Source organism: Okeania sp. SIO2C9 (assembly GCF_010672455.1).
Taxonomy (GTDB): Bacteria; Cyanobacteriota; Cyanobacteriia; order Cyanobacteriales; family Microcoleaceae; genus Okeania.
On sequence record NZ_JAAHGO010000003.1, the window covers coordinates 217,213 to 241,445 of the forward strand.

Genomic DNA, 24,233 nt, shown 5'->3' on the forward strand with positions numbered 1-24,233 from the left:
TTAACACGAAAAAAGACTTACCAATGGATCGTGGATAATTAATAATTAATAATTAATCCCTAGAGATTTATAGCCTCTCCTTACCAGTGAAGTTATCTCCCATCAAATCGGAGATTATAACGGGAGCTTCTCAAACAAAGAAGTTTCTTGTTTCACAGGCCGATCAATATCTAAGCCTCCACAAGCAGGCAAGATGATACCCACCTCGCATAACGCTTTATTTAATATGTTAATTGCAGCGTTCTCATCTCTATCTAAAACTACTTTACACTTAGGACAAGAATGAGTTCTAACTGATAAAGTTTTAGGTACTTTATGACCACAATGACTGCAATTTTGTGATGTATTGTGAGGATTAACTTTAATCATAAGAACACCGCGCTTTACCGCTACTGCATTCAACTTTTCAATAAAAGCTCCCCAGGCTACATCATAAATTGATTTTGACAGTTTAGTATTTTTAGCTAAACCTTTAATGTTAAGGTCCTCAACAGCAATTAAATTATACTCTTTGACTAATTTATGAGCAGTTTTGTAGTGAAAATCTTCTCTTTGTCTAGCAAGATGTTGGTGCAATCTAGCTATTCTATTTTGTGCCTTTTTCCAGTTGTTTGACCCTATTTTTTTTCTAGATACTTTTTTTTGCTTTCTTGCTAAATTAGATTGAGATTTTCTATAGAAATTAGGAACAGGAACAGTCTCACCAGTATTAGTAGTTAAAAACTCTTTTAAGCCTACATCAATACCTACAGTAGTTTTGATATTTTCTGTAGAAATTAAACTAGGAACTGACTTATCTTCCAGGCTAAAACTTACATAATAACCATCAGCTTTTTTAGTTATAGTTGCTGTTTTGATAACAAACCCATCTGGAATTTGTCTATGAACTATGACTCGAATCGCACCAAACCTCCTAGTAATTATTTGTTTTCCATCAAATTTAATTACTGCTTTGGGATGATTGACTCTACTGAAACAAAATGACCTTAACTTTCCTGATTTTTTAAATCTTGGTCGTCCTCCACGTTTACCCTTTTTGTCAGGTATTAGCCAACGTTTCCAAGCTTTATCTAGTCTTTGCAAGTTAATTTGCTGGACTTCAGAATAGATTTCTTTGTACTCAGGAAATAACTGTTTTGTCTGTTTAAGTGCTGATTGCTGAAAATAATAATCTGGCAACCTTGAAATTTCACCAATAGGACATGAAATTAATGAACAACGGTCAATTTGACATCTAGTTCTATTCAACCAGTCTAGTCTTTGACCTAGAGCATAATTGTAATGTCTTCGCAACAGTTCTAGCCAATAATCTATTTTGACTGACTGTTCAGGAGTGGGCTTAATTTTGTAGCAATGAGTAATTATCATAATTTTATACTACTCTTTATTGCTATATTTGAACATCAATCGATACCTGTTTAATTTGGTCTCGGCAATTCCCCTCCCGTTAAATCGCAGATTATAACGGGAGACCACTTGCCGAATCAAGTTGGCGGTTCATTTTTGAGCCGCTCTCGAAAATCTTCTATGGTCAATTTTAACCCTTCTTGGAGAGGAACAGTAGGCTCCCAACCTAAATATTTTTTAGCACGAGTAATATCTGGTTGTCGCTGTTTCGGGTCATCTTGTGGCAGAGGTTTATATATTATCTCTGCATCTGGGTTAACCATTTGTTGAATTTTTTGAGCTAATTCAAGTATCGTATATTCTCCTGGGTTGCCGATATTAACTGGTCCAATAAAGTCTTGATTCATTAATCGAATAAACCCTTCGACCAAGTCTGACACATAACAGAAACTTCTGGTTTGAGAGCCATCTCCATATACTGTTAGTGGTATTCCTTTTAAGGCTTGTGCAATAAAGTTACTTACTACTCGACCATCATTTTCTAACATTCTTGGTCCGTAAGTATTATGAGCAAAAATTCCGTAGCTTCCGCCAATAAAATTTTCATAATTTGGTACTGAGAAATCATACACATAATCATCTATTTCAAATTCCTCAATAGTTTCTATTTTTGCCCAGACAATATCACCAGTACTTTTTGCCGATATTTTCTGCTGAATGTTAGACAAATTCTCAATATTGTTATCTTCTAACCCCTCTACTATTATTTGGTAATTCTGTTCTATTTCTGAGACACTTGCTACTAGCCCAAACTTAGCTAAAATTAATACTAACTTTTCAGCGATCGCCTGACTGTCACTCTTAAATTCAATATTTGATTTTAGTTGATTTTCTACTATGTTATTTCCTTCACTTAATCCCTGTAAAAAACTAATTAATTGTTTTTGAGGAAGTTGTAAAATCCAATTAGGAATATTTTTTTCTGTCTTGCCAAAATTCAACCCTTCTGCAATTAGATCGACCATAATTTTTGACCTAATACTTATAGATCCTTCTATCTTAATTTCACATTGACATTCAAATATTCTTTCGACTACTTCTATTAATTTTCCTAGTTTCTCAGCTCCTCCTTTAAACAACAATTCATTGTCTATCAAACTTCCTTGAGATACATAAAACCCTAATAACCACAAAAATTCTTCTATATTCCCCACCCAATTTTTAATTGCCTTTGAAGATAAATAGCAAATTTTCTCTTTTTGAGATAGAGGAAGTTCTAAATATTCCCATAGATGCAAAGGAATTTGATTTTTTGCCTCGTAGCTTTTCAGTATTGAATAAAGTTGTTCGGGGTTAACACCTTTTGCCAATAAATACTCACGAATTTTATCTCCATATTTTTCTACATAGGAGATTGTCTCTTCACTTTCTACAGATATTTCTTCTTGAATAGAAATTTTCTCTGTAATGTGGAATGGTTGTAAAGGTTGTTCCAAAAAGCTAATATAACTAGGAACTCCTATTTCATCTCCCACCTTTAATTCATTTCCAAAAACTGCTTGAGGTTTATCGTTATTATCCCTAGTAAATAAACTATGGTCTTCAGTAATTTTTATCTGCTTACCCCAGATAGTTTTGATTTGATAACCCTTCTTTTTAACATGATGTTTCCAAATTGCAGAAATTGGTTTAATTACTGTCTTAGAATTTTCATCAAAACAAGGTACTGATACATTAGAAATATCTCCATTAATCCTGTCATAACATTCAGTAAAACTTTCATAATAGAGTTTTTCACCAATGTAATAAAGTACCTTTTGGTCTCCAGTCAAACTATTAAAAATTCTGACTACTCGAATATCAACATTATTTTGACGATGGTAATCAAATGCCAAAGTTTCTGCCACTCGTTTGCCTTCGTCGTAACATTGACCACACCAAGCAGCACGGCCATTTCTCCTGACAAAAACCACATGGTTTGTGACATTAACACAATAAACTTTTCCTACATAATGGAACCGTTCTGGTTCAACTAAATTTGCATCCTTCGCAGGTCGAATATTCACTCGATAAAGGTCGCGTCCCACTGCATGAGAAACTACAGAAGCAGCATAACCACAACGAAGTGCTAATTCTTGTACATCATCTGCTAATTGTTTAGATTTACTATAATAAGTATAGCAATTTCCACGTTCCGAACCATCACCCATTATTAGAGCTTTAAATAGGATTAATAACTGTCGTTTTGATAGCCGGAAAAACTCCCGAGGAATGTATTTTTCTCCAGACTTACCTAAAGGTAATAAAATCTCAGCTAACTGTTTACTACAAATCCTAAATTGATGGTCATCCGAATCAAAAAACTTAAAGCCTAAATGACTTAAACAATTAGCAATTTTCAAACGTCCTTCAGGATTTTCTTGAGCAATTAACACATTATAATCTGCTACATCATAATCATTTCCTCCTACCACTCGTGACCTTTTTCTCACATGAACGCAACCTTCAGAAATGTAATAACCCAAAAATTCTAGCCAGTCATCCATGAAGATTTTTTCTACTTTTACCTTGGCGTTTCTAGGAGGATTTCCTAATTCAAACCATTCTACTTCTTCACCACCAAAATCTCCTCCAGTTAATGCCCGCCAACTGTGCCAATGCTTATCTTCATCTGCCCTGATAAACTTTAACTTATCAGTTTTGCTACGCACATACATCCAGTGATTAGGAGTCACACAAAAATCAAATTTAGCATTAGCAAAGCGGTACATTTCCCCAATATATGGTTGTATGATATATTCATCAGGAATATGATATTCGACTTTGCCTTCTGGATTTAAAGTAGCTACTTTTAATTCTGGTTGTAAATCTGGAAAAGCTACCCAACCTGCTTCAGTTAAAATTTCAGTTTTCGGGTCAAAACATGATCGAATACCAATACAATTAACATTACCTCTATACTCTTCTGTTTGAGGATGTACATCTGGGTCTCCATATACCTCAGATGTAGAAGCCAAAAAAAACCTTGCCTTTACCCTTTTAGCTAACCCCAACATATTCAATGTCCCCATCACATTTGTTTTAATTGTCTTGACAGGGTTGTATTGATAGTGTATTGGACTAGCAGGACAAGCTAGATGATAAATTTGATCCGCTTCTAATCTAATAGGTTCAGTAATATCGTGGCGAATTAACTCAAAATAAGGATGATTCAACCACTTTAAAATATTGCGCTTAGTTCCTGTGTAAAAATTATCAAGACAGATGACTTCATGGCCTTGTTCCATTAATCTATCAATCAGATGAGAACCAAGAAAACCCGCGCCACCTGTTACTAATATTCTCATTACTTCTACTTCCGAGCAATTTAATTTGTTGTGATTTTCAACAGAAAATTGAATAACCACATCAAACTCCATCATACACTAACAAAGTATGGGTCTGAAAGATATTAGACATCTCCAGAAACGAGTGAAGAAGGAAAAGGGAGAAATAATTGATAATTTATCGATAATAATTGATTTTATTTTTGATTTTTACCGAATAATTAATAATTAGGGTTTGCGCTTCACTAGTCTTTTAGTAGGGGTAGAAGACAGGAGACAGGATAAATGGGAATGAGCTGGGAGGCAGGATTCATTAATGGATAATTGATAATTACCTCTGGTTAAAACCGCTACGGAATTGAAGATAAGGAAATATTATTTCTTTTCTCTTGGTCGATTGGATATGGCGAGGAGACCTCGCCATCCCTCGACCGCTTTTTCCCCTTAAAATAGGAGGCTTCAAGGCGCGAATTATTTAATTATTAATTATTCGGTAATAATTGTCCCAAGATTGTTCTGCCCAACTATGCGCCTAAAATACGCTCCTTTTTGAGCATAAAGAGCGGAAAACCAGGCACTTTTTTAGACCCCAAAAAGGCTAAAGTCTTTATATGTTAATGGTTTTATATTTAATCAGCAAGCCCTAATTAAATAATTAAATAATTAAACAATTGAGCTTACTCTACCTCCCCTTTCAAGAGGAAAAAAATAAATTTTTTCGGCGTTGGTCAATCCTCTCCCTAAAAGATAGAGGTAATTATCCATTATCCATTATCCATTATCAATTAATGAACAGCTTAGTTCGGATATTAATCTAATCGCAAAACTGCCATAAAAGCTTCTTGTGGCACATCAACTGTACCTAATGACTTCATTCGTTTTTTACCTTTTGCCTGTTTTTGCAATAATTTTTTCTTACGACTAATATCCCCACCGTAACACTTAGCCAAAACATCTTTCCGTAAAGCAGGAATATGTTCGCTAGCAATAACTTTGGAACCGATAGATGCTTGAATTGGTACTTTAAATTGATGGCGAGGAATTAATTCTTTAAGCTTTTCTGCCAAAGCACGACCTACCCCATAAGCTTTATCCTTATGTACAATTACAGCTAAAGCATCTACTGGTTCAGCATTAATCATAATATCTAGCTTCACCAGAGGATTTTCACGATACCCTATAAGTTGATATTCCATACTCGCATAACCACGAGAACGAGATTTCATTTGGTCAAAAAAGTCCGTAACTACTTCTGCCAAAGGAATTTCATATACTAAAGTTGTCCTACCCTTAGTCAGATACTTCATATCCTTAAATATCCCACGTCGTGATTGACCCAACTCCATTAATGTCCCTACATATTCTTCTGGAGTAATCATTTCTACCTGGACATAAGGTTCTTCCATTTTTTCTCGATGATTAGGGTCTGGTAGTAAATTTGGATTATCAATCAGAATAACTTCTTCTTTACTAGTGGTTACTCGATAAACTACTGATGGAGAAGTAACAATTAAATCTAGGTTATATTCTCGCTCTAACCTTTCCTGGACAATTTCCATGTGCAGCAACCCTAAAAAACCACACCGAAACCCAAAACCCATTGCACTTGATGTTTCTGCCTCATAAGATAGAGCTGCATCATTAAGTTTGAGTCGGTCTAGAGCTTCTCGTAGATCAGGAAACTGGTCAGCATCGGTGGGAAATAAGCCACAAAATACCATAGGTTTAGCTTCTGTATACCCAGGTAAAGGAGCCTCTGCTTGTTTTTTAGCTAGAGTAATTGTATCTCCCACCCTTGCATCCTCCACAGCTTTGATAGCTGCTCCTAAATAACCTACCTCTCCTGCGTGAAGCTCTTGTACTGGTTTTTGAGTAGGGGAAAGAACTCCCAATTCATCTATTTCATATTCTTTTCCCGATGCCATAAGTCGAATACGATCGCCTTTAGCAATAGTCCCATCCATGACCCGGAAATATACAATTACCCCTCGATATGGGTCATAATAACTATCAAATATGAGAGCGCGTAATTTTTCATCAATAGTATCTTGTGGTGGTGGTACTAATTTAACAATTGATGCGAGAATTTCCGGGACCCCAATTCCTTCTTTGGCAGATGCTAAAATTGCCCCCGAACAGTCTAGGCCAATTATTTCTTCTATCTCTTGTTTAACTCTATCTGGTTCTGCTCCTGGAAGGTCAATTTTATTTAAGACCGGAATAATTTCTAGGTTATGCTCCAAAGCTAAGTAGACATTCGCTAAAGTCTGAGCTTCTACTCCTTGAGAAGCATCTACCACCAATAAAGCACCCTCACAAGCTGCAAGAGAGCGGGACACCTCATAAGAAAAGTCAACATGGCCAGGGGTATCTATGAGATTTAATATATATTCTTCTCCATTTTCAGCATGATAATTCATTCGGGCAGCTTGCAGCTTGATTGTAATACCACGCTCCCTTTCTAAGTCCATTGTGTCTAGGAATTGCTCCTTCATTTCACGGTCTTCCACAGTGCCAGTTGCTTGTAAGAGGCGATCGGCTAAAGTTGATTTTCCATGATCTATATGGGCAATGATTGAAAAGTTACGAATATGAGATACAGGAACTTTTGTCATACTTTCTTTTGTTAATAATTTGAAATGCCTTATTTTTGTTCTGGTCTTGGCGCAATTAATTCAATCTATCTATAATTCTTAACATATTTTAATTCTGAAGATTTTTGAGCTTTAGCCTGACTTAAATTAGGTTCTGGCCTAAATTGTTTCCTGATTAAAAAAGAAATTTCTATGATTACTCTTGACTACTATGGAGACTACAGTCAAAGAAATTCTATGGGAACAGCTGTTTTCGCTTCACAGAGCTTCCGCTCAAAGCTAGCGCACAATGCTGGTTAATGGCTATCGCGACATCTTTAGTATTTGTGTAACATTCCGCACCTCAAACGCCCCTACCATAGGTGTAACTTTCCTCTATCTTCTATTTTTATGCTATAATTAAAGGTTTGAGCAATTGCTAGTGCCTGTTTTCTACACCTACAACCTATCACTAAAGAAACCGTAGCGACGATCAAATTCCAGATTCTTCACTAATTGAGAGCTTCTCTTTTGGGTGTTGGTGATTTTGGCTATGATTTTTTTTAAATGGCGATCGCCTAAATACTAATTAAAAAGCATTTTATACTTTATAAATTTAGCTTTCATAGCTTGATTCACCAACTTTTGCAGTCGATATGTAAAAATTAATACACATTATGAATTGTGTTTATGACTATAAAAATTTTTCTATTCCTTGAAATACTACTTTGTGTTAAAGTGAAATTTGTTGAAATATCCAGGCATGAGGGAAAATACAAGAAACTGACAACCTGCCGAAATTAATACTATGTCTGTGGTGGGGAAAACACAGTAAAAAACCTCTGAGTAAATTAATTTTTCCAAAGACCCAAAATCCATAAGATTTAGCTAGAGCGTCGATTCATCTCACACCCAATTTTCAATTATGGTGTGAGATGAATCGACGGTAAATTAATGGGTAATGGGACTCGATGTCCCATTAATTTACAAATTTGATGTTATGATAGACTCAAGCTGGTTTGAGTTAACAACCGCAGCGTGATGAACCATGAAAATCAAATAAGATTAGGGGTTAATACCCATCCATCCTAGTAATCCGTTGGGAATGTAAAATCTGATTGCGGGGCTAGGAGAGCAGCTTTTTTATTTGCAAAAAGGGCTGCGGGGCATCCCGTCCTTAAAACTCGCCCTTGTCCCACGCAATGGCCGGACTATGAAGCGAGAAGCCCACGCTATATTTGGGGTTAGCGTGGGAGTATGTCACATTAAAAAAATAGTAGCGGAGGGCATCAGCGAACTAAGGCCATTCACATCAATAACTGTGGACAAAACCATCTTTGATTATCTGTATCTACCGCAACAGATAGTTAAGTAGACTGGATAAAACAGTAATATCTATGGGTGAGCTTGAGAAAATTAACTCACTTCATTGAGTGGAGTATGTCAACATAATATAAAGTAGCTTTTCTAGATTTTAAGATTGTCTTGCTATGAATCAGCCTGAAGTTAATCAGTCGAAATTACCAGAAAAAGTAGAATTATCTATAAACATAGATTCTAGATTATTAGACCAAGTTCAACATTTGACAAATGACCCGAGTAAGGTCATTGAAAGTGCCCTTCGTCAGTGGTTAAGAGGAGGACTTCCAGAAGATGAGTTAGCCCTGACACTGCAAAGAAATCCTCCTATCCCACCAAGAGGGGAATGGAACGATTAAAATACTATTTACTTCAGATTATGTGAAAGGTTTATATAAGTTAATATAGATTTTATTTAAGATTATCAACTATCCAAACTTTTGATTAATTAAATGAAACTTAAAGATAATTTTTGATAAATCATAATATATGCTGTACCTTACCAACCAACTATGAGTTGTTAAGGACGATTGAAATCAGTGAGTTAGTAAATAGTTATTGACAAAAATTAATTGAGTTTGGAAACTACAAACAACAAAAATTAAAGAATGTCAAAATACACTCCTTTGGGTGTGAGTTATTATTCTTTGCTTGGACTCCATCCAAAAGCATCTAATCAGGAAATTAGAAGAGCATATCGAGAACTAAGTAAGCGCTATCATCCAGATACTACAGATATGCCAAAGGCGATCGCCACTGTAAAATTCCAGCAAATTAATGAAGCTTATGCTACTCTCGTCAACTCAGAAAAAAGATTAGAGTACGACAAAAAAATTAGGCGCTTATATGTAGATGATTTGAGTCAAAGAGTTAATTTTAATCATAGAAATTCCTCTGCCTACTTAGACCCTCAAGACAGACCATTATCTGCTGGTGAATTATTTGCTTTATTGATTATAGGTATAACTTTAATTAGTTGTTTGTTGATAGCTATTACTATTGGCCTCATACGTCCAGAGGTAACTATCCAACCTATTGAACCACCAGGAAATCAATTCATAGAAATAAAACATTCATTATAGCTTTATTGATTTGATCAAAATAGTTATATATAAATATTTAATATTTGATTAATTTCTATGATATTATTTTAAAAATCATTGGAAAAAGTAAATATATTATATGTTCTAGAATTGACGCAACTGAATTACTGGAAGTCTTTGTAAGTTATTAAAATTATTATTAATTCTAGATATTTTTTGTTTGTAGGTACAAAAAAAATGGATACTCCCAAACCAGATACTCCCTTATATAACCACCCTCTGCCCAAAATTGAAGAATGGCTCCAAGAAAATGGTTGCCAACAAAATTCTGAAAAATTACATTGTTGGTGGGTTGAAAAACCTACCTGGAAAGCAGAATTATCACTTGATATCGATCAACTTACAGTGCGGTATGTAGACGCTAGTGCTAATGGTGATGATATTCAACGCTCCTTTAAATATTCCTTGAGTCGTCAGGACCTTGAAGAAGCAATTTTTTGTGGGCCTTAGTTAAATATAACTCCAGCCAACAAAATTGAACTTACGAATCAAAAATATTAGCTTTCTGTATTGCGTAAATAGATTTTCGTATCATATTTTACCAAATCTGCGTTGACGTTTTTGATAAGCAAATAAGGCACGATGAAATTCAGAGCGGTTAAAGTCAGGCCAAAATGTTTCAGTAACATAGATTTCTGAATAAGCCATTTGCCATAATAAAAAATTACTAATTCTCATTTCCCCACTGGTACGAATTAATAAATCTGGGTGAGAAATTCCAGCAGTATAAAGATATTGCTCAAATAACCCTTCATTAATTTCTTCTGGTTTGAGTAAACCTTTTTGTACCTGAGAGGCGATCGCTTGACAAGCGTGTACAATCTCCTGACGTCCTCCATAATTAGTAGCTACAGTAAACTTAATCCCCTGATTTTGCTGAGTCATTTCCATTGAATGTTTAATCTCAGCTTGTAAAGATAGAGGTAAAGAACTTAGATTACCAACAAATCTAATTTGAACATCTTCTGCCACCATCTCCTGTAGCTCTTGACGTAAAATTCTTTCAAATAAACTCATCAAAAAATTAACTTCCTCTAGTGGCCTGCCCCAATTTTCACTAGAGAATGCGTAAGCAGTTAATGCTTCTATACCCCAATCTTTACTACACTGTAATAGGGCTTTCAGCGCTTCCACCCCACGCCTATGACCCATAATTCGAGGTAAACCCCTGCGTCCTGCCCAGCGGCCATTACCATCCATAATTACAGCTACGTGGCGAGGCAACTTTTCTGGTTCTAGGTCAACAGGTAAATCTTGTAAGCAAGTTCCTTGATTCATCTTTTCTTTCGAGGAGCTGATGGACTTTGACGAAGCATCCATGACATTAATCTCGATCCTTTCGATCCTATTTGAAGTCCAAGATTAACTATGGTGAATGGTTTTGTATTTTTTTCACTACCTGATAGAAATAGGCGTTGTTCTAATAATTCCTTAAGTTTATTACTGGTTAAGGGTCGATTCAAAGTCCCTTTTTCGGCCAGAGAAATAGAACCAGTTTCTTCAGACACCACTACGCAGAGGCACTTTTCTACTTGTTCTGTAATTCCCATAGCTGCTCTATGACGAGTCCCTAATTGCCTGGAAGCTATTCTTTCAGACAATGGTAGAATCACACCAGCTGATATAACTTTATGTTCTCTAATTAGGACAGCGCCATCATGTAATAAAGTTTTTGGCTGAAATATGGTTTGTAATAGTTCCTTAGAAAGTTCCGCATTTAACTTCACACCAGGTACAGAAAAATCCCTCTCATCTATAGGCCCATCTGTTTCTATGATTAACAAAGCGCCTATACGATTTTGAGACAGTTGTTTGATTGATTCTACTATTTCATCAATAATGCTATCTGATTCAGGTAAAACTCTACGATTATGTCCAAACATTTGCAGAATTTCTCCCTGTCCCAACTGCTCAAGAAACCTACGGAATTCTGATTGTAATATTACTGCCATGGAAACAGCAGAACCTATAACTAAGCTGTTGAGGGCAAAACTTAAAAGTTTTAATCCAGCCCAATGACTTAAAGCTGAAGCCAACATTAAGACTATAAACCCTCTTACCATCCATAATGTACGACGTTCCCCTATGATGACAAGCACCATATATATCAAGGCTAGAACCAGTCCGATATCGATACTATGTACCAATAAGGACTTCATCAAGCCTGGGTCATTACTAAGACCCGATTTCATTGAACTTTAATTATTAATCTAACGTCAACTTTTGATGTGTTTTTTTATTTAACATTCTGGTGTCATCACCAGCAAAGAGTATTTATTCTCTTGCGTAATGTAAATAATTAATTATCGATATCAATGAACAATAAGTTTGATCATCCACTGTTCATTGGACATTTTTTGTCATTAGTAGCTTTGCGGAATATGATAGATGCTATACTCCTTCATTTATAGTATAAGCATCTTGATGCAAATTCTAGTTCACTAATTATAGTTACATCTGTCTCACCTCCCCTTAGTCCTAACTATTCCTTATAGCATCATTTTTTCTTGGTAACAAATTATGCCAACGCTAGAATTTGCTTTTGAGCTATCAGTAGATGTGGGACTTATTGCCAAATTAGATTAAAAATCAAATTGATATATCTGTAGCAAGGTATAAGACATACGACAGTTTGATTTTTTTCACCTTAACTATTGTTTTTTTGCTTTGGAATCAAATACTATGATTGTTCTATAGCTATTCGTTCTGGTAAAACATCGTGACTGAGTAAATCTTGGTAAGTTTCCCTTTGTAATATTACATTTACTTCGTCATTGTTAACTAAAACTCCTGCTGGACGTGGTAGACGATTGTAGTTGGAAGCCATGCTATAGTTGTACGCACCAGTAGCCATTACTACTAAGCAATCTCCTGGTTGAGTTACGGGTAACATAGCATTTTTAACTAGAACGTCACCAGATTCACAATGTTTACCAGCAACGGTAACTGTTTCTGTTGCTGGTTCAGATAATTTATTCGCTACTACCATTCTATAAAGAGATTGATAGGTGATTGGACGTGGATTATCTGACATTCCCCCATCTACTGATATATAAGTCCTAATTTCTGGGACTTGTTTTTGAGAACCAATTGTATAAGCTGTTACACAGGCCGGGCTAATAATTGAACGTCCAGGTTCGCATAATAGTTTTGGTAAAGGTAATTGTCTAGCTTGACAAGCATCTACCATTGCCTTACTGATATTGTGAACCCAAGTTTCAATACTAGGAGGGTCATCTGCTTCAGTATAACGGATTCCTAAACCACCACCCATATTAATTTCTGTGACTGATAGATTATGTGCCATGGCAGTTGTCATTGCATCTACCATTACACTTGCTAAATCTTGATGGGGTTGAACTTCAAAAATTTGGGAACCTATATGAGCATGAATTCCTATAAATGATAGTTTTTGTTGTTGACTTATGAAGCTAAAAACATCATTTAATTGGTTAGGATCGAATCCAAACTTACTATCTAGATGACCTGTACGAATGTATTCGTGGGTATGACATTCAATACCAGGTGTAAACCTCACCATGATTTTTGTGGGATTCTCTAGTGCCTCTGTTTGTTCGTTTTTTAAATCTGCTAATGTTTTTAATTCCAGCCAATTATCAACAACAATTACACAATCTGTTTCGACGGCTAAACTTAATTCTGCAAGAGATTTATTATTGCCATGGAAGTATATTTTCTCTGGATTAATACCTGCTTGGATAGCTGTGTATAATTCACCTCCAGATACAACGTCTATACCTAAACCTTCAGAGCCACAAATAGCACATACTGCTAAACAGCTCCAAGCTTTAGAAGCATAAAGAACTAAAGATTCTCCAGGGTAGTACTGTTTAAGTGCATCTCGATATTGACGACAAGCTGTCCTAAGAGTATATTCGTCCAATATATATAGAGGTGAGCCAAATTTTTCGACCAGTGCTGGGACATCCCAACCACCGATTTCTAAGTGGTCTAAATTGTTAACTTTGGCAGTGAGTGGTAGAAGTTCCTGATTTGGTGAACTTTCCATTTTTGGCAAATACTGAAGTCCAGAATTTGCGGATATTACAGCTTGAGTTGATACCATAAGTGTTGTACAGAGTTATACCCTATTAGTCTAATCTAATAAATGGAAGTTATTTCAATTTGTCAATTTTTGATTAATTTTTTATCTATAATTTAGACTTTTGTAAGTATGGCAATTATTACCATTCAACCAATGAGTCCAAAGCATATTTCTAGTGTGGTTGAATTGGATCGACTTTGCTTTGGTGGACTCTGGAATTTTCAAGGTTATCAACGAGAGCTAGAAAGTCCTAATAGCGATCTGCTAATTTTAGTAATTAGCCAAAATGAGAATGAGTTGAAAAGGAAAGTAACCTTAAAATCTTCTAACTCTAAATCAGAGCTTACCAATTATCAGTCCATAATTGGCATAGGTTGTTTGTGGGCTATTTTAGAGGAAGCACACATTACTATTCTCGGAATTCATCCCCAATACCAACGTCTGGGTTTAGGTCAATTATTATTATATTCCTTAATGAGCTCTGCTTGGGATAGAGGGTTAGAGCGAGCAACTCTAGAAGTTGCAGCCTCAAATACATCTGCATTGTCCCTTTATCACAAGTTTGGGTTTCAAGATGTGGGCCGTCGTCGAGGATATTATCAGCAAACTGGCGAAGATGCTCTGATTCTCTGGCGTGGTCATCTACATGAACCAGAATTTGAGCAAACTTTGTCCCAATGGCATAGACAAGCGATCGCTCGTCTGAATGGCTATGAAGTGAAATGGGAAAAGTTAGAATCGGTTATTGGTAATTGATAGCTGGTAATAAATTAATTAAATTTTTTTTGTTATTTGAATTTAATTTGCTTCATAGACTATTTAACCTATATTTTAAATAATTTTATGATATTTTAGATGGTATTTATGAAAATAATAAAATAAATAAAACCTTGAGAAAAGTCGCAAAACGTTGCATATTTTTAGCATATTTTCTGGTCTAATTAAAATAAAAAAACTACGTTACTACCAAAGATTTAGTGGACTGAAATGGATAATTGTTACCAATAAAACTTTAGAATTTCTTAAAATCAACAAACATATTGAATAATCCCTATATAAAAACCTAAGCTATACTTGAGAAGCTAAAATTATATAGTTGGCTATAAAAACGTAATATTCAATACCATGAATGTTAGATAGGATAAAGTATATAACGTTAAACTATCTAGATACCAACTATACTAAGCTGAATAAACTCATAAGACTATTTAGTGTTTGAATAGTGTGGTACAAAAATTTATTAAGAGAATAACGAAATGTGTAAAACCCAATGGCTTATATCCTGGGATATAAGCGGTGCGAGTGACTTTAGTGATAATTAATCATGTTAAATTAATTTGTCAAAAATATAGACAAAAAATATATTTTTATGCTATGTTTTTAAGCATAAATTAAAATATGATAGGTCGAGTCAAATGAGAATATATGAGTTCAAAGTCAAAGGAAAACAAGAACAATATAAAGCAATAGATAATGCAATTATTACATCTCAATTCATTCAAAATAAGTGTATAAAATATTGGATGGATAATGAAAAAGTAGGTAAGTATGACTTGAATAAATATTGTAAAGTATTGGCAAAAGAGTTTAAATTTGCTTCTGAACTAAATTCAATGGCTAGACAATCGGCGGCGGAGAGAGCATGGTGTGCAATATCTAGATTTTACGATAACTCTAAGAAACAAATAAAAGGCAAGAAAGGCTTTCCGAAGTTTAAAAAATATACTAGGTCTGTAGAATATAAAACCAGTGGATGGAAACTGTCAGAAACAAGAAAAGCTATTACCTTTAAAGATCGGAAAAATATAGGTACTTTAAAATTAAAAGGTACTTATGACTTGAATTACTATCAACTAGACCAAATAAAAAGAGTAAGAATAGTTAGACGTGCTGATGGTTATTATGTACAATTCGGAATTAGAACTGATTTACGAATTGAAACTAAACCAACAGGAAAAGCAATAGGTCTAGATGTAGGAATTAGATATTTCTTAGCTGATAGTAATGGTAATACTATAGAAAATCCTCAGTTCTATAGAAAAACTGAAAAACAGTTAAACAGAGCAAATCGTCAAAAATCTAAGAAGTACAAAAAGAATGCTAAACCGCAGTCGAAAAACTATCATAAAGCTAGAAATCGATATGCACGGAAACATTTAAGAGTAAGTAGGCAACGTAAAGAGTACGCTAAGAGAGTAGCATACTGCGTCATTCAATCTAACGATTTGATAGTCTATGAAGACTTAAATGTTAAAGGCATGGTAAAAAATCGACATCTAGCTAAATCAATTTCTGATGTTGCATGGTCAACTTTTAGACAATGGTTAGAGTATTTTGGCTTAAAATACGGAAAAGTAACTGTTGCAGTTCCTCCACATAATACTTCTCAAAATTGCTCTAATTGTGGTCAGAAAGTTAAAAAATCCCTATCAACTCGGACTCATATTTGTCCTCATTGTGGATTCGTAGAAGATAGAGATGTCAATGCAGCATTAAATATCCTTCAAAAAGGATTACGTACCGTGGGGCACACGGGAACTTACGTTTGGGGAGATTTGCCCTCTGGCTTAGTTGGAGAAGTCCTGCTAGGTGATGGCGAGTCTGTGAACCAAGAATCCCCGTGTCTTTAGACCAGGGAGTGTCAACCACTGAAAACTTAATTACAGACATGAAATTATTGCCGTGGCAAAATTATTTCATATTTTGCTCAAGTATCTCAGGTCTAGATAAGCATTTGGTGGGTAACAGTTTTAATATAAATGTCACGCTAGAATAAGCAGAAGGGCAACTATATAAATAATAGGAATTAATTAATTATGTTTGAACGCTTCACCGAAAAAGCAATCAAAGTGATAATGTTGGCCCAAGAAGAGGCTCGGCGCTTGGGACATAACTTTGTGGGGACGGAACAAATTCTCCTGGGTCTAATTGGAGAAGGCACAGGTGTTGCGGCCAAAGTTCTCAAATCTATGGGTGTTAATCTCAAGGACGCTAGGATTGAGGTAGAAAAAATAATTGGCCGTGGATCTGGATTTGTGGCTGTAGAAATTCCATTTACTCCCAGAGCTAAAAGGGTTTTAGAATTATCCTTGGAGGAAGCACGACAATTAGGACATAACTATATTGGTACTGAGCATCTACTTCTGGGTTTAATTCGAGAAGGGGAAGGAGTTGCAGCAAGAGTTCTAGAAAATTTAGGGGTAGACCTCTCGAAGGTACGGACTCAGGTAATTCGGATGTTGGGTGAAACCGCAGAAGTCACTGCTGGTGGTGGCGGTGGACGGACTAAAACTCCTACTCTGGACGAGTTTGGTTCTAATCTGACTCAAATGGCTTCCGAAGGTAAGTTGGACCCAGTAGTGGGAAGGCAAAAGGAAATTGAACGGGTTATTCAAATTCTAGGTCGTAGAACGAAAAATAATCCTGTACTTATTGGAGAACCAGGGGTAGGAAAAACAGCGATCGCTGAAGGTCTGGCACAACGTATTGCTAATAATGATATACCAGATATTCTGGAAGAAAAGCGGGTAGTTACTCTGGACATTGGTCTATTGGTGGCTGGCACAAAATACCGGGGTGAGTTTGAGGAACGTCTGAAGAAAATTATGGATGAAATTCGCTCTGCGGGTAATGTCATCCTAGTTATAGATGAGGTTCATACTCTTATTGGAGCTGGTGCTGCAGAGGGGGCAATTGATGCGGCTAATATTTTGAAGCCTGCTTTGGCTCGTGGGGAGTTACAGTGCATAGGGGCAACAACCCTCGATGAGTATCGTAAACACATTGAACGAGATGCTGCACTCGAACGTCGTTTCCAACCAGTAATGGTGGGTGAACCTTCTGTTGAAGAGACAATTGAAATCTTATACGGTTTAAGGGAACGTTACGAACAACATCATAAGTTAAAAATTTTGGATACAGCTCTAGAAGCTGCTGCTAAATTGTCAGACCGCTATATTAGCGATCGCTATTTACCGGATAAAGCTATTGACTTGATCGATGAGGCAGGTTCCCGGGTTCGTTTGATTAATTCTCAACTTCCTCCCGCAGCTAAAGAGTTAGATAAAGAGTTGCGCGGAATTCTCAAAGAAAAGGATGAGGCAGTACGCTCTCAAGATTTTGATAAGGCAGGAGAATTGCGCGATCGGGAAATGGAGATTAAATCTGAAATTCGCTCCCTTGCTCAAAGTAAAAAGACAGATTCCACGAGTGAAAATGATTCTCCAGTGGTTAATGAAGAAGATATTGCTCATATTGTTGCAAGTTGGACGGGTGTTCCAGTTAGTAAACTCACAGAATCTGAATCTGAGAAATTGCTACACATGGAAGATACTCTGCACCAACGTTTGATTGGTCAGGAGGAAGCTGTCAGAGCAGTATCTCGTGCTATTCGTCGGGCAAGAGTGGGATTGAAAAACCCCAACCGACCAATTGCTAGCTTTATTTTCTCTGGACCTACTGGGGTTGGTAAGACAGAATTAACTAAGGCTTTGGCTACATATTTCTTCGGGTCAGAAGAAGCAATGATTCGGTTGGATATGTCTGAATATATGGAACGTCACACTGTTTCTAAGTTGATTGGTTCTCCTCCTGGTTATGTGGGTTATAACGAAGGTGGTCAGCTAACTGAAGCAGTTCGTCGTCGTCCTTATACTGTGGTGCTATTTGATGAAATTGAAAAAGCTCACCCTGATGTCTTCAATATGCTGTTGCAAATTTTGGAAGACGGACGCTTGACTGACGCTAAGGGTCGGACAGTAGATTTCAAGAATACTTTGATTATTATGACCTCCAATATCGGTTCTAAGGTAATCGAGAAAGGAGGCGGCGGTCTTGGTTTCGAGTTCTCCGATAATGAAGCAGATGCTCAATACAACCGAATTCGCAACTTGGTTAATGAAGAACTCAAACAATATTTCCGCCCAGAATTCCTCAACCGTCTAGATGAGATTATCGTCTTCCGTCAGTTGAATAAGGATGAGGTGAAGGAAATTGCTGTGATTATGTTGAAAGAAGTCTTTAGTCGTCTGACAGAAAAAGGCATCAAGTTAGAAATTACCGATCGCTTCCAAGAGCGGTTAGTTGAGGAAGGTTATAATCCCAGTTATGGAGCGCGTCCTTTACGTCGGGCAATTATGCGTTTACTTGAGGATGTTTTAGCTGAGGAAATTCTTTCTGGTGCGGTTCGCGAGGGCGATACTGCTGTGGTTGATGTAGGGGAAGATGGTCAGGTTAAGGTTACTCAAGGTGAAAAACGAGAGTTGTTGCCTCAAGGAGCTGAATAGTTTAGGGAATTAAAGTGAATATTTAATTGTAAAGCGGCAGGAAGTTTAAACTTTCTGCCGTTTTTCGATTTTATTAACGTGAGCTTGACGGAATTTGAATTGCTAATACTAAATACTGCCTACATAACTTAGTTTTTTTTGCTTTCCTTTTCACTGGCAAATAGTTTTGTATATTCAATAGGAAGACGTTGTACCTCTGAGACAATCCCAACAATTCCTTGTTCTCGGTCAACATAGTTAACATATTGCCAAACAATATCGCCCTGCTGATTGATTTCAAACCCTCTTCCAGAAACAGATTCCGTGATTAGTAAATTACCGTTAGGTAACCACTGATTTTTGCCCATGGCTAGAGTGTAGAAAGGTTGCTCTGCACTACCTTCAAAGAAAACTTTACTGGTGTTGTCTTTTAAAGAAATAAGCCAAATACGGCTTTTAGCATCATCAGGATTTAGCGAGTTATTTCTATTATTATCAAAAACAGAGATGGTATTACCATCTATAAAATCTGGGTCATGGTGTTGTATAAAATCACCTGTGATAATAGTCTTGATCTTACCAGTATCTGCGTTGAAGACAACAATACTATTAATATTGCGCAGAGATAGCATGACATCCCCTCTCTCAAATACCCCTTCCTCCATAGTTAGAGGAAATGGTTCAACATCATTCATGTGCAAAATATCGTTTCTATCTTTACCACCTCCTTGGTTGAGTTTCAAAGCAAAATCTTTAAAAGGGGTTAAATACAGAAATGCAGAATAACCATTATTCCTTAAAATTTTGGGTACAGACCACTCCCTCAAAATTTTACCTTCTGGTGATACTTCTAAAAGTGTTTCTTCAAAAATGGGTGGTTCAAGATGAGGCAACTCTGGTGTGCTTTCTGTGTGATACCTCCGGCCAGATACCCATAAGTTTCCATCATCATGTCTATGGAGTGAATGGTGTGTCATATAAGGTAAACGCCAAACAACTTTTCCTTCACGATCTATGCGAATTAGTCCAAAATAGTCAAAGTTAAAAACTAGGTCTCCATTTTCCATAACAACCGCCCCATGGATTTGACAAGCGGGTTTTTCCTTAGGCAAAATGTTCTTGGGCAAATGATCAGGGTTAGGCCACATCTCAAACCAGTTTATGTCCCACTTATGGACTACTTTACCTTGCGAGTCAATAATTTCCGCCGTCAAATTATCATTAGATGTTACCTTAGTGACTAAATTTAAGCCTTCATAGGGCTGGGCAATATCATTACTAATTTCAGGGAAGGGCTTATCTAAGCGTTGATAGTGTACAGGTAGTTTTCCTGAAACTTGGTTACGAATTTTTTTGTAGCCCTGCATTGCTTTTGCATAATACTTATAGGGAAAAAGCTTAAAGTCTCTGACCAAAAAACCGCAAAAAAAGACAAGAATTGTACAGGCAGTAATAAAACCTGCGAAACTAAGTTTATCTGAATTAATTTTAACCATCTTTGTCATAATTCTTCGTATCAATCTCTAGTTAATTGATTTATCTTTCAACTGAGCGTAAACAAAGTTTACTTCTTCCAATAGCGAACTAGATATCGCACTGGTATCAATTTCCTTGGGTCTTGGATGATGTATGCGAGTTGCTGATGCCATCAATGCCTCTGGATTAGAGCTATCCACGATATCTGCCAATACTCTCAAGCCATTTTCAGGATGTTCACAGAAAGCATCGTAGTTAAGAAAATTCAGAAAATTACTCTCCTGTGCTAAAAGGTGTTTGTAACTTGCAACCCAGTATTCTAACCAGAAAGCGAGAGAATCAGTATCTTTTGACTGCCGTTGGTCAAACCAAGCATCAAAATCGACAGGACGAAGATTTTGTCCGAAATCATAGTGACCAATTGCTCGCATATAGTCTGACGCAAAGCTATCTTCTTGATGAATACGAAGAAAGTTACGATGTTGCTTCAGTAGAGAGGCGGTGTGATTTAATGGGTCTCGGAAAGGAATAATAATAATTGAATCAGGAAATAGTTGATTCAGCATCATTGTTCGCGCAATATTGAGGTTATTTTTCGATACATAGCGGCTTCCCTCTGCACCTTGTTGTTTGCGTAGCAGAATAATCTTACGCATATGACTGGAGAAAAATTCCTCAAATTCTTCGTCTCTTTCATTATCCCAAGGAATAATACGATCTTTGTGATAATGTCGTTTCCAAAATGTCTTCCATACGACTTCTTCTAATGCTTCTGGACTATCTGGCGTAACTTGCATCCCATCACCATGTGCCCTTTCTTGAGATTCAACTGTCTTCTGAAAAGATTTTGAGAAACGATCCCATAGACAAGGAATTAAAACAAATGGCATATCACGATAACAATGAGTTGCAAACTCTGGCGTACTGGCGAAGCATTCAAGTAATAATGTTGTTCCTGCTCGCGGCAGTGCAGTTATAAAAATTGACCTCTCAGTGCTAAAGGAGGACAATTCCTTAGAAAACATGGAATCTTCCATATCTGCCAATGCTATCTGGGCAGTAGAAGTATTAAAGGCCAGATAGTACAATGCTCGATCGAGTCCAGAAAAATTACTGGCTTGAACCCGACCTGATGCTTCCCCACCAGACTGTTGCTGAGTTGTTTGGGCTTGCCGAGGTTTAAGAAACAACACAATCACAGCAAGGACAGTGCTGATAATTAGAAATACCGGAGAAAGAAGGGTTTTAAAGACAGCATCTAGAGATAGCCAACCCAACTGTTCACCTAGCCATAGTAGTCCTAGAGGTAGCACAACAGATGCAATTCCACCAAAAGCAAGAATAAAAAATAATCCAAACAGATGTTTAGCGTTTTTTTGCAGTAAGGATTCTTTTTCCTCTTCACTAAGCTCAGAAGAACGAATTACGTCTAAACAACTACTACCTATGGCAGTAGTCTCTTTGCTCTTTTCGACTAGCTGGAAACGCTGCACTAATATGAGGAAACCGACAACAAATAAAGTAGCACCTATCCAGTGGCTCATTGTGCCTCCTTTTGACTATCATTTTGACCATCATTGTCTTCTTTAGATTGCTTACGTTTCCGCAGAAGTCGCTTAATGGGATACCACAAAAAGCCAAATAAGGCTGCGAGAATGCCTGCAAGAAGGGCAAAAAAAGCACCAATGGCAGCTAGGCCTGCACCAGGACCCACATAGGCCATAGCAGGTTGAGAAATAATGAGGATTATGAATAGGGAGGCCAGAAATAATTGTACAAATGTTAATAGCTGTTTCATTTTTTTTGACATCAGTCTCAGTAAAGATTACAAGTATTTACCAAATAATACTAAAACAATATCGCCAATATTGCCCTTGAAGAAAAAGTTTTATGAAGATTTTGTACCTAAATTTACAAAATCTTCATAACAAATATAATTCCAATTATGATGGATTAGATTGGGCTTACCTAAGTAAGCAATTGTTATTCTTTTCCAATCTTTGCCAAATCTGTTTGAAACTCTCCTTGAAATTTTTCTTGATATCTTAACCTGTGAGGAATGAAACATGTCAGAAAAACTCATTAATCAATATCCTCGTTATGAATTTAAAATTTGGCTTTTTGCAGGTTGTGCATTTTTGATCCTAGCTATATTTGCATTTGGGACTCAAGTTTTTAATCTAATGCTAGCTGGAGATGGATTGTATGATTTTGTATCTCCAATTCCTACTCAGTACAACGGGACAATCGCTATTGGTAGATATCTTTCTCCTCTTATTTGGAAATTTTTTGGAGATAATGAACTGGCTAATTCTTTCTTATATCTCTATTTCTTCTCATCGATTTGGATATTTTTCTCTCTATTAATTTCTCGAACAAACTATATGTCGCCATTTTCGGTTTTTATTTCATCCTCCATTTTTTTATTTACTCCGTCTTTGATTGAAATGTCTGCTTTTCAGATTGATATTCCAGTTCGTTCTACAGGAATTATCTTACTAGGTATCGCGCTATATTTTTGCTGGATTAAAGATAATAATATTTCAAATAGAAGCTATATAAGTATATTTAACTTGAAATCAATTTCTATATCAGTAATTTGCTTAATTGCCTGTGCTGCATGTTATCAGCCAATAGCCCTAATGTTTATACCAGGATTTTTACTCATATCACTTTTTAATCAGGACTTACGCTTGATCAAGATTGGAAAAGTCTTACTATTGTGCATTATCAGTTTAATTATCTATTTTTTATTATGGAAATTTTTATTGTCAATTTATGATATTGATTTGATTCCTGCTGGTAATCAATACAATATTGTTACAATGGGAAAAATGGCAAAATCACAAAGGCTGATAGAATTATTTAAAAATTTAATTGAATTTATTATTCTTCCCAAAAGTAGTATGCCTACTTTTATAAGCATCTTTATTACTTTATTTTCAGCCCTATCAATTTATATATTTATACCCAGCAAAAAATTCCCCAAAAAATTAATTTTGACTTCAATTTTTATAGTTTTACTTATTGGTCTTATGCCTACTTTAATTTTTATATATAAAGGCACATTTAATGCATTAAGACCACAAGCATTGCTAGGAATGTATTTTCCTCCTGCCCTACTAATTGGTGTTGGTGTTGAAAAAGCAAAAGTATACGATCTAAAAATAGGTAAATACTTTTATATTATCGCTTTCTTTTTGATTGGAGTACAATCTTTTCAAACAAGCTCTATGATCACTTATAAACAAGCAGCTTACGAAAAAGATATTATTACGGCGCAAGCAATTTTATCAGATTTAATGGACATAGCTCCCAATCCAGCTTTCATAACAGTTAACATTTTGATTGAAAAATCAAGTAGCACTATTACTAGAGGATCAGGAACAACTTATACTCCTGAGAGAAGTTATAACTCTTTACCTAGTAATAGATGGAGTGGCATTACTGATTGTCATGTATTTGACTGCCAGCCTCAACGTGTTGATGCGCTATTAAAGATAGTAGCACCTCCACAAGTTACATTAATTACAAAGAAGCTAAAAGCTGATGATCTCAATATTCAAGGAATTAAAGATCCCTTCAGAATGGAAGAACTGCCTTCATGGCCTCAAAAAAACAGTATAAAAGTTTTGTCAGATAATTCATTAGTCCTAAAAGTAGCTGGCGCAAATAAAAAACTTTTTGGTTCTGTTAAAAACAATTAATCCACAACAATT

At 36.1% G+C, this 24,233-nt stretch carries 15 protein-coding genes and 3 pseudogenes; 7 read left to right on the forward strand and 11 right to left on the reverse strand.

Annotation, left to right across the window (positions count from 1 at the left end; all coding sequences use genetic code 11):
- Window positions 1-114 precede the first annotated feature (114 nt).
- The 5 genes and pseudogenes from F6K23_RS03255 to lepA form a co-directional block, all read right to left on the reverse strand.
- A complete protein-coding gene (locus F6K23_RS03255; protein ID WP_293150496.1) occupies window positions 115-1,368 on the reverse strand; it encodes a transposase in 1,254 nt (417 codons plus the stop codon).
- A 116-nt stretch (window positions 1,369-1,484) separates the two neighbouring features.
- Window positions 1,485-1,913, reverse strand: a pseudogene (locus F6K23_RS42770) (GDP-mannose 4,6-dehydratase); the annotation flags it as partial.
- A 3-nt stretch (window positions 1,914-1,916) separates the two neighbouring features.
- Window positions 1,917-4,118, reverse strand: a pseudogene (locus F6K23_RS42775) (LAGLIDADG family homing endonuclease); the annotation flags it as partial.
- Between the two features lie 144 nt (window positions 4,119-4,262).
- A pseudogene (locus F6K23_RS03270) lies at window positions 4,263-4,694 on the reverse strand (GDP-mannose 4,6-dehydratase); the annotation flags it as partial.
- 788 nt (window positions 4,695-5,482) lie between these two features.
- On the reverse strand, window positions 5,483-7,288 hold the full coding sequence (gene lepA, locus F6K23_RS03275; RefSeq protein WP_293150499.1) for a translation elongation factor 4: 1,806 nt from the start codon (window positions 7,286-7,288) through the stop codon (window positions 5,483-5,485).
- A 1,448-nt stretch (window positions 7,289-8,736) separates the two neighbouring features.
- Between lepA and F6K23_RS03280 the strand changes: the two genes are divergently transcribed.
- From F6K23_RS03280 to F6K23_RS03290, 3 genes are all read left to right on the forward strand, one after another.
- Window positions 8,737-8,964, forward strand: a complete 228-nt coding sequence (locus F6K23_RS03280; protein ID WP_124145555.1) for a hypothetical protein — start codon at window positions 8,737-8,739, stop codon at window positions 8,962-8,964.
- A 249-nt stretch (window positions 8,965-9,213) separates the two neighbouring features.
- On the forward strand, window positions 9,214-9,687 hold the full coding sequence (locus F6K23_RS03285; RefSeq protein ID WP_293150502.1) for a J domain-containing protein: 474 nt from the start codon (window positions 9,214-9,216) through the stop codon (window positions 9,685-9,687).
- A gap of 198 nt (window positions 9,688-9,885) precedes the next feature.
- Entirely contained in the window at window positions 9,886-10,158 is a 273-nt protein-coding gene (locus F6K23_RS03290; RefSeq protein WP_293150505.1) for a DUF3143 domain-containing protein, read from the forward strand.
- An 81-nt stretch (window positions 10,159-10,239) separates the two neighbouring features.
- Here the strand turns inward: F6K23_RS03290 and F6K23_RS03295 are convergent, their stop codons facing one another.
- The 3 genes from F6K23_RS03295 to lysA form a co-directional block, all read right to left on the reverse strand.
- Entirely contained in the window at window positions 10,240-10,986 is a 747-nt protein-coding gene (locus F6K23_RS03295; RefSeq protein ID WP_124145552.1) for an isoprenyl transferase, read from the reverse strand.
- Window positions 10,983-11,900 carry a diadenylate cyclase CdaA gene (gene cdaA, locus F6K23_RS03300; RefSeq protein WP_293150508.1) on the reverse strand — a complete coding sequence of 306 codons (918 nt, stop codon included), beginning with the start codon at window positions 11,898-11,900 and terminating at the stop codon, window positions 10,983-10,985. The genes F6K23_RS03295 and cdaA overlap by 4 nt, the downstream gene beginning before the upstream one ends.
- 488 nt (window positions 11,901-12,388) lie before the next feature.
- The gene (lysA, locus tag F6K23_RS03305) at window positions 12,389-13,795 is read right to left on the reverse strand and encodes a diaminopimelate decarboxylase (RefSeq protein WP_293150511.1); all 1,407 of its coding nucleotides are present in this window, start codon (window positions 13,793-13,795) and stop codon (window positions 12,389-12,391) included.
- 108 nt (window positions 13,796-13,903) lie between these two features.
- Between lysA and rimI the strand changes: the two genes are divergently transcribed.
- From rimI to F6K23_RS03320, 3 genes are all read left to right on the forward strand, one after another.
- On the forward strand, window positions 13,904-14,530 hold the full coding sequence (rimI, locus tag F6K23_RS03310) for a ribosomal protein S18-alanine N-acetyltransferase (protein WP_293150514.1): 627 nt from the start codon (window positions 13,904-13,906) through the stop codon (window positions 14,528-14,530).
- A 659-nt stretch (window positions 14,531-15,189) separates the two neighbouring features.
- A complete protein-coding gene (locus F6K23_RS03315) occupies window positions 15,190-16,404 on the forward strand; it encodes a transposase (protein WP_293150517.1) in 1,215 nt (404 codons plus the stop codon).
- 186 nt (window positions 16,405-16,590) lie between these two features.
- On the forward strand, window positions 16,591-19,059 hold the full coding sequence (locus F6K23_RS03320; RefSeq protein ID WP_293150520.1) for an ATP-dependent Clp protease ATP-binding subunit: 2,469 nt from the start codon (window positions 16,591-16,593) through the stop codon (window positions 19,057-19,059).
- Window positions 19,060-19,187: 128 nt separating this feature from the next.
- On the opposite strand, the gene F6K23_RS03325 is transcribed toward F6K23_RS03320, so the two are convergent.
- The 3 genes from F6K23_RS03325 to F6K23_RS03335 are packed head-to-tail and all read right to left on the reverse strand — an operon-like array spanning window position 19,188 to window position 22,312.
- On the reverse strand, window positions 19,188-20,534 hold the full coding sequence (locus F6K23_RS03325) for an arylsulfotransferase family protein (RefSeq protein ID WP_293150523.1): 1,347 nt from the start codon (window positions 20,532-20,534) through the stop codon (window positions 19,188-19,190).
- Between the two features lie 27 nt (window positions 20,535-20,561).
- Window positions 20,562-22,058, reverse strand: coding sequence for a sulfotransferase (locus F6K23_RS03330; RefSeq protein ID WP_293150526.1), 1,497 nt, complete (start codon window positions 22,056-22,058; stop codon window positions 20,562-20,564).
- Entirely contained in the window at window positions 22,055-22,312 is a 258-nt protein-coding gene (locus tag F6K23_RS03335; protein WP_293150529.1) for a hypothetical protein, read from the reverse strand. The genes F6K23_RS03330 and F6K23_RS03335 overlap by 4 nt, the downstream gene beginning before the upstream one ends.
- Window positions 22,313-22,580: 268 nt before the next feature.
- Here F6K23_RS03335 and F6K23_RS03340 point away from each other — a divergent pair, with 268 nt between their 5' ends.
- Window positions 22,581-24,221: a glucosyltransferase domain-containing protein gene (locus tag F6K23_RS03340; RefSeq protein WP_293150532.1), complete on the forward strand. Its 1,641-nt coding sequence runs from the start codon at window positions 22,581-22,583 to the stop codon at window positions 24,219-24,221.
- Window positions 24,222-24,233: the final 12 nt, after the last annotated feature.